The sequence below is a fragment of the Kutzneria sp. NPDC052558 genome, assembly GCF_044547355.1.
Taxonomy (GTDB): Bacteria; Actinomycetota; Actinomycetes; order Mycobacteriales; family Pseudonocardiaceae; genus Kutzneria.
Genome location: NZ_JBIUAG010000029.1, coordinates 122,857 through 130,048, shown reverse-complemented (window position 1 = coordinate 130,048; position 7,192 = coordinate 122,857). Strand labels below are relative to the sequence as shown.

Sequence of the window (7,192 nt, the reverse complement as noted above, 5' to 3'; positions counted from 1 at the left end):
TCGTCGAACTTCTTGATGTTGCCCGGGTTCACCCGCACCGCGGCGCAGCCGGCCTCGATGGCGGCGAACACGTACTTGGGCTGGAAGTGGATGTCGGCGATCACCGGGATCCCCGACTTGCGGGCGATCGCCGGCAACGCGTCCGCGTCGTCCTGCGACGGGCAGGCCACCCGCACGATGTCGCAGCCGGCCGCGGTCAGCTCCGCGATCTGCTGGAGGGTGGAGTTCACGTCAGAGGTCAGGGTCGTGGTCATCGACTGCACGGCAACGGGAAAGTCACTGCCGACCCCGACCGACCCGACCTTGAGCTGGCGGGTCTTACGCCGCTCGCTCAGCACCGGAGGTGCGGCGGTGGGCATACCAAGCGATACAGACATGGTCATCTCCTCAGGTAAGGCGATGCGGACGCACCAGGCGACGGACTCGACACACCCCAGGCCCTCGACGCCCACTCGATGCGACACCGCAAGCCGGAACACGAACCGGGAATCGGCCGGCCGGCTCTGTCCGCAAAGGACGCTAGCGCCGGCTCGCCGGACTTCCTAAGCGGCGTTCCACGTGGCTGGACAACGTGAGAGGATCACCCGACAGTGAGGTGAACGCGCCGGCCGGCTGAATACCACAAGGGGCGCCGCAGGATGCCGCGACGCCCCTCGACACTGTTTCAGACCAACGAGACCGGGGCCTTGTCCGGTTCCTGGCGGTACGGGCCGCCACCCGTCAGGGCCTGGCGAATCGCGGTGGCGATGCCGCCCGCGGTGTAGCCGTGCTCGTCAAGGATCTGCTGCCGGCTCGCGTGCTGGACGAAGCGGCGCGGCATGCCGAGGTTGTGGATCGGCGTCGTCACACCCGCATCGGTCGCGGCCTGAGCGAAGGCGCTGCCGGCCCCGCCCGCTCGCCCGCCATCCTCCACCGTGATCACCACGCGGTGCTCGCGAGCCAGCTCCACCAACAGCCGGTCAGCCGGGATGACCCACCGCGGATCGACCACCTGGACGCCGATCCCCTCGGCGGCAAGCTGTTCCGCCGCATCGACGCACGCGCGGCTCAGCGGGCCCATCGACACGATGAGGGCGTCATCGGCTGAGCCCTCGTACAGGACGTCGTAGGATCCGACCCGCCGCACGGCCTCGACGTGCTCGCCTGCGGCAGCCTTGGGAAAACGCACCACCGTCGGGCCACTGGTCACGTTCACCGCCTCACGCAGCAGCTCGTCGAGCTGCTGAGCCGACCGCGGAGCCGCCACTCGCAGCCCTGGCACGGCTGCGAGCAGACCCAGGTCCCACATCCCGTGGTGGCTCGGACCGTCCGGCCCGGTGATGCCGGCGCGGTCGAGCACGAACGTCACCGGCAGCCGGTGCAGCGCGACGTCCATCAGCACCTGGTCGAACGCCCGGTTGAGGAACGTCGCGTACACCGCGACGACCGGGTGGCAGCCGCCGAGCGCGAGGCCCGCCGCCGAGGTGACCATGTGCTGCTCGGCAATGCCGACATCGAAGACGCGGTCCGGGAACCGTTGCGTGAAGGGGCCAAGGCCCGTTGGCAACAGCATCGACGCGGTGAGGCAGACGACGTCGGGGCGCTCGGCGCCGATGTCGGCGATCGTGGTCGAGAAGACGTCCGTCCAGGTGCGGCCGCCGGCCTTGCGCGGTCGGCCGGTCGCCGGGTCGACCACGCCGACCGCGTGGAAACGGTCCGCCTCGTCCGACTCGGCCGGTTCGTAGCCCTTGCCCTTGCTGGTCAGGCAGTGCACCACCACCGGCCCGTCGATCGCCGACGCCTGGCTGAACGCGGCCTCCAGCATGCTGGTGTTGTGCCCGTCCACCGGGCCGAGATAGGTGAACCCCAGCTGCTTGAAGATGTTCGTCCGCATCGGCGACCGCCGGATGGCCTTGAGGTGGTCGGCGAAGGCCCCGCTGGCCGGCGCGTAGGCCCGCTCGTTGTCGTTGAGCACCACGATGACCGGGCGCTTGGCGGCGCCGATGTTGTTCATCGCCTCCCAGCACATGCCGCCGGTGAACGCGCCGTCGCCGATCACCGCCACGACGCGGCGGCCCCGCACCCCCAGCACCTCGTCGGCCTTGCTCAGACCGTCCGCATAGGACAGAGCGGTGGAGGCGTGGGAGTTCTCAACCAGATCGTGAACGGACTCGGCCTGGCTGGGGTAACCGGCCAGGCCACCCCGTGCGCGCAAGGTGTCGAACCCGTCGGCCCGACCGGTGACGATCTTGTGCACATAGGACTGATGCCCGGTGTCGAACAGGATCCTGTCGCGCGGGGAGCGGAAAACCCTGTGCAGCGCCAAGGTCAGCTCGACGACCCCCAGGTTGACGCCGAGATGGCCGCCACTGGCGCACACCTTGTCGACGAGAAACGCGCGGATGTCACTCGCCAGAGCGCGAACCTGGGAGCTGGACAGCTCCTGGAGGGTCGCCGGCGTGAGCGCCGGCCCTAGCGTGCTGCGCTGAGCCATCTCCAGTGTCATTGCGGAAGCGTCCACATCGTCACCTCTTGTGCTGGGAAAACCATCGGGGTGTCGCAAGTGTGGGGATCACTCAGCGGATCGGCCACGACACGTCCTGCTACACGGAACGTGCTCTGGTCGGACGTACCGGTTCCCCCATAGCGTCCAACGTGATCTGAGCCTGACAAAGGAGATGGCCCATGACGCAGGCAACAGAGCGACGGGTTCTGCTGGCCGCACCGCGCGGGTTCTGCGCCGGCGTAGACCGAGCGGTCCTCACCGTGGAGAAGGCCTTGGCCACCCAGGGATCGCCGGTGTACGTGCGCAAGGAGATCGTCCACAACAAGTACGTCGTCGACGACCTGTCCCGGCGTGGCGCGGTGTTCGTCGACGAGCTGGACGAGGTGCCCGAAGGCGCGACCGTCGTGTTCTCGGCCCATGGCGTGTCGCCCGCGGTTCGGACCGAGGCCGACGAGCGCAAGCTGACCGCGGTCGACGCGACCTGTCCGCTTGTCACGAAGGTGCACCAGGAGGTCACGCGGTACGCCGCCGACGGATACCAGATCCTGCTCGTCGGCCACCGGGGTCACGAGGAGGTCGAAGGCACGATGGGCGAGGCGCCCGACCGCGTGCACGTGATCGACACCGCCGAGGACGCGGCCGCCGTCGAGGTGGACGACCCGCACAAGGTGGTGTGGCTGTCGCAGACCACGCTCAGCGTCGACGAGACGATGGAACGGGTCGAGCAGTTGCAGGACCGGTTCGAGCAGTTGGAAAGCCCGCCCAGCAGCGACATCTGCTACGCCACGCAGAACCGGCAGGTGGCGGTCAAGCAGCTCGCGCCGGAGTGCGACCTCGTGCTCGTGGTCGGGTCGCGGAACTCCTCGAACTCCGTGCGCCTCGTGGAGGTCGCGATCCAGGCGGGCGCGACGTCGTCGCACCTGATCGACACCGTGGCCGACATCGACCCCGCGTGGCTCGACGACATCGACACGATCGGGCTCACCAGCGGCGCCTCCGTGCCGGAGATCCTGGTCTCCCAGGTGATCGAGTACCTGGCTGAGCGGGGTTGGCCCCAGCCCGAAGAGATCGTCACGGCGCGTGAGCACCAGGTCTTCGCGCTGCCTCGTTCCCTCACCCGTAAAACAGCAGTGGAGGTGTAGACCGGTGACCGTTCAGGCGCTGAGCCCACATTCGATCGACGACCTGCTCACCTGGAGCCGCAACACCGTGGACCCGCATCTGCGGGCCGCGGTCGACCACCTTCCCGAGCCGCTGCGCCACATCTGCGGATACCACTTCGGCTGGCGGGACGCGTCCGGCAAGGCCGTGCAGGGCAAGCCCGGCAAGGCATTGCGCCCGGCCCTGACCCTGCTCACCGCTCGCGCGGTCGGCGGCGACGCCGCCGACGCGATCCCCGCCGCGGTGGCGGTGGAACTCGCCCACAACTTCTCGCTGCTGCACGACGACGTCATGGACAGGGACCGGACCCGCCGCCACCAGCCAACCGCATGGACCGTCTTCGGCACCTCCGAGGCCATCCTGGCCGGCGACGCGCTGCTCGCCCAGGCCTCGCACACCCTCGCCCCGGCCGGCGGCACGGCCGTGCAGTGGCTCAACGACGCGGTGATCGAGCTGTGCCAGGGGCAGGCTCAGGACCTGGCCTTCGAGCGTCGCACCGACGTCGTGCTCGACGAGTGCGTGATGATGGCGCAACGCAAGACCAGCGCTCTGCTGGAGGTGTCGTGCGCCCTAGGGGCACTGGCCGGTGGCGCGGACGAGGCCACTGTGCACCTCATGCGCGCGTTCGGCCGGCATCTCGGGCTCGCCTTCCAGCTCGTCGACGACCTGCTCGGCATCTGGGGCTCGCCGAGCCAGACCGGCAAACCCGCCCACTCCGACCTGGCCAACCGCAAGAAGTCCCTGCCGGTCGTGGCCGCGCTGACCTCCAAGACCCCGCATGGCCATGCCCTCGGGCAGCTCTACCTGACACCCGCTCCGCCGAACACGGACGATCTGGGCTATCTCGCCGACCTCGTGGAGAAGGCCGGTGGGCGGGAATGGGCCAGCACCCGCGCCACCGACGAGATCGAGAAGGCGATGGACTGCCTGGCGCGAGCCCAGTGCGAGCGCACGACCACGGCGACCCTGCACGACATCGCGCTGCACCTGACCAAGCGCGACCACTGATCGGTCCGGGTGATGGCGGCGCTCCCGCCGCCATCACCCTCAGGCGAGCTTGTTGCGCCGGTCGGCCACCCACACGCCGATCTGGGTGCGCGAATCGAAGCCCAGCTTGTCGAGGATGTGCTGGACGTGAGCCTCGACCGTCCGCCGAGAGATCCTCAGCTCCTCGGCGATGGCCCGGTTCGTCGTGCCCTGCGCGATGAGCTCGGCGATCTGCGTCTCCCGCTTGGTGAGCAGGGAATCATCGAACGACCTGGCGCCGCATGACTGCTCACCGGCCGGCTGTCCGGCGGACTGCTGGACAGCCTTGATGCCGAGCACGAAGACGATCGCGTGGTGCAGATCGATGGCCTGCGCGGCGCCCTCAGCGAACGCCGCCTCATACTCGTCGGCACCGAGCGCCGCGCGGGCGACCCGTTCGGCATTGGCGTGCGGGACCTGCCACGTCTGAGAGTCGAGCATCGCGTCGCCGCCGACCCGCAGCCACAGCCGGTCAGCCACGCCGAGCAGCTTCGCGCACACCACCGCATCGCCCATCGTCGCGGCGATCCAGGCGCACAGTTCCACCATCATCGCCTGGCCAAGCACATCGCCGAACTTGGCCTTGATCGCCAAGCCCTGGCGCGTGTGCGACTGGGCCTCGTCGTGCTTGCCCAACTGCCACTCGGCGAGGGCCAGCGCGTAGAGGGCGTAGGACCTGATGCACTGCTCGCCGTGCTTGTCTGAGATGGCGATGGCCTTGCGCGCCATCTCCTCGGTGCGGTCCAGCCGGCCGGAGAAGCCGGCGACCATGCCCCGCGCGGTGTAGGCCAGGATCACGTTGCAGTTCACCACACCGGCCCGCTCGTACAAGTCCAGGCATTCGACGTAGAGCGACTCAGCGAGGTCGTATTCCGTTTGCACGAGGGCGGATCCGCCCTGGCCGAGCAGCGCGTTGGCCAGGGCCACCGTGTCGCCGAGCTCGCGGGCCCGAGTCACGTTCTCGGCTGCCATGACGGCCGCGTTGTCCGCGTCGCCGAGCGCGGTCGCGGCGTACACCCGGATCCACGTCGCGTTGACACGCAGATCGGTCGGCAGATCCGGCAACGCGAGCACGCGGTCGAGCCAGAGCACGCCTTCCCCGAAGAACCCGCAGTTGACCCAGTAGAACTCCAGGCTGATGGCCAGGCGTGCCGCCCGCTCAGCGTCCGCTGGGCGCCGCAGGCAGAACTCGAGCGCGCCGCGCATGTTCGCGTGCTCCTGCTGGATGTCGGCGACCAGCTGCAACTGGTCGGGCCCCAGCCACGCCGCGCCGGCCCGACTGGCCATGGCGGCGAAGAACTCGCTGTGCCGGCGCTGGATCTCGACGTCTTCCCCGGTCTCGGCCAACCGGCGGGCGCCGTACTGCCGCAACGTCTCCAGCATCCGGTAGCGGGCCGCGCCCTTGTCCTTGTCGCGGATGAGGACGGACTTGTCGGTGAGCCCGCTGAACAGCTCCAGCAGGTCGACGTCGTCGCCGTCGTCCACGCACACCGCCATGGCCGCTTGCAGGGTGAAGCCGCCGGCGAACACGGAGAGCCGGGACCACAGGCGCGCCTCGTCCGGCGTGCACAACTGGTAGCTCCAGTCGACCGCGCCCGCCAGCGTCTGGTGGCGCTGCGGGCTGGAGCGGTTGCCCTTGGCCAGCAGGCGGAACCGGTCCTGCAAGCGGTCGGCCATCTCGTCCAGGGTGATCACCCGCAGCCAGGGCACCGCGAGCTCGATGGCCAGTGGAATGCCGTCCAGCGAGAAGCAGATGTTGGTCACGAGCTCGCGTTCGTGCGCGGTGGCGAAGGACTTGCCGACGCTGGCCTTGGCCCGCTGTTCGAACAGCGCGACAGCATCGCCCCAGTTGCCGCTGCGCGGCGCCTCGATGCCCTTGACCGCCAGCGGCGGCACCGGCAACAGCTGCTCACCGTTGACCGCGAGCACATGCCGGCTGGTGGCCAGCACGCGCACCGAGGCGGTCTCCTGCAGCAGCGCCTCGATGAACTCCGCGCAGCGGTCGACCAGGTGCTCGCAGTTGTCCAGGACCAGCAGCACGGACCGGTTCTTGAGGAACCCGACAACCTGCTTTATCGGGTCTTTCATGGAATCGTTCAGCTCTAAGCATTCAGCCACGGTCTGCGGCAGCAGCTCAGGATCGGTCAAGTCCTCGAGCCGCACCATGCACACGCCGTCAGCGAAAACGGCGACCGCCTCATGGGCGGCCCGCACCGCCAGCCGGGTCTTTCCGACTCCTCCCGGCCCCAACAGAGTCAGCAGGCGACCGGCCGAGAGCAGCCGGCCAATCTCAGCCAACTCGTGCTCTCGCCCCACGAAGCTCGTGACTTCGACCGGCAGACTACGCAAAGCGCGAACTCCATACGAGAGGGGACACCGCCATTTCAGGACGCGCCGATCCTACAAGCTCCCCGGGTTGACATGGCAACCGGCGGTGCCGCGAGGCACATCGTCGCGGCCGTTGAACGACCACGCTCGACGAGCTCGCTCCGCCGCCTTTGTTGACTTCGACAAGGCCGG

5 protein-coding genes are annotated in these 7,192 nt (G+C 68.9%); 2 read left to right on the top strand and 3 right to left on the bottom strand.

Translation table 11 applies throughout. The features are described 5' to 3' along the window. Together ACIG5F_RS38105 and ACIG5F_RS38100 are read right to left on the bottom strand one after the other, a co-directional pair. Positions 1-377, bottom strand: a 377-nt coding sequence (locus tag ACIG5F_RS38105) for a flavodoxin-dependent (E)-4-hydroxy-3-methylbut-2-enyl-diphosphate synthase (protein ID WP_396524889.1), incomplete at its 3' end; no start/stop codon positions are given. A gap of 287 nt (positions 378-664) precedes the next feature. Continuing rightward, a complete protein-coding gene (locus ACIG5F_RS38100; RefSeq protein ID WP_396524887.1) occupies positions 665-2,485 on the bottom strand; it encodes a 1-deoxy-D-xylulose-5-phosphate synthase in 1,821 nt (606 codons plus the stop codon). A gap of 179 nt (positions 2,486-2,664) precedes the next feature. Here ACIG5F_RS38100 and ACIG5F_RS38095 point away from each other — a divergent pair, with 179 nt between their 5' ends. Both ACIG5F_RS38095 and ACIG5F_RS38090 read left to right on the top strand, forming a co-directional pair. Further along, on the top strand, positions 2,665-3,627 hold the full coding sequence (locus ACIG5F_RS38095) for a 4-hydroxy-3-methylbut-2-enyl diphosphate reductase (RefSeq protein ID WP_396524885.1): 963 nt from the start codon (positions 2,665-2,667) through the stop codon (positions 3,625-3,627). Positions 3,628-3,631: 4 nt separating this feature from the next. Next, positions 3,632-4,654 (top strand): family 2 encapsulin nanocompartment cargo protein polyprenyl transferase, encoded by a 1,023-nt coding sequence (locus tag ACIG5F_RS38090; protein WP_396524884.1) that lies wholly within the window; start codon positions 3,632-3,634, stop codon positions 4,652-4,654. A gap of 39 nt (positions 4,655-4,693) precedes the next feature. Here ACIG5F_RS38090 and ACIG5F_RS38085 read toward each other — a convergent pair whose 3' ends face one another. Further along, a complete protein-coding gene (locus tag ACIG5F_RS38085; protein WP_396524892.1) occupies positions 4,694-6,988 on the bottom strand; it encodes an ATP-binding protein in 2,295 nt (764 codons plus the stop codon). Positions 6,989-7,192: the final 204 nt, after the last annotated feature.

Bases quoted from the DNA above. Each gene is read 5' to 3' on its own strand.
- ACIG5F_RS38100 (WP_396524887.1), bottom strand. From the start codon at position 2,485: ATGACACTGGAGATGGCTCAGCGCAGCACGCTAGGGCCGGCGCTCACG.
- ACIG5F_RS38095 (WP_396524885.1), top strand. From the start codon at position 2,665: ATGACGCAGGCAACAGAGCGACGGGTTCTGCTGGCCGCACCGCGCGGG.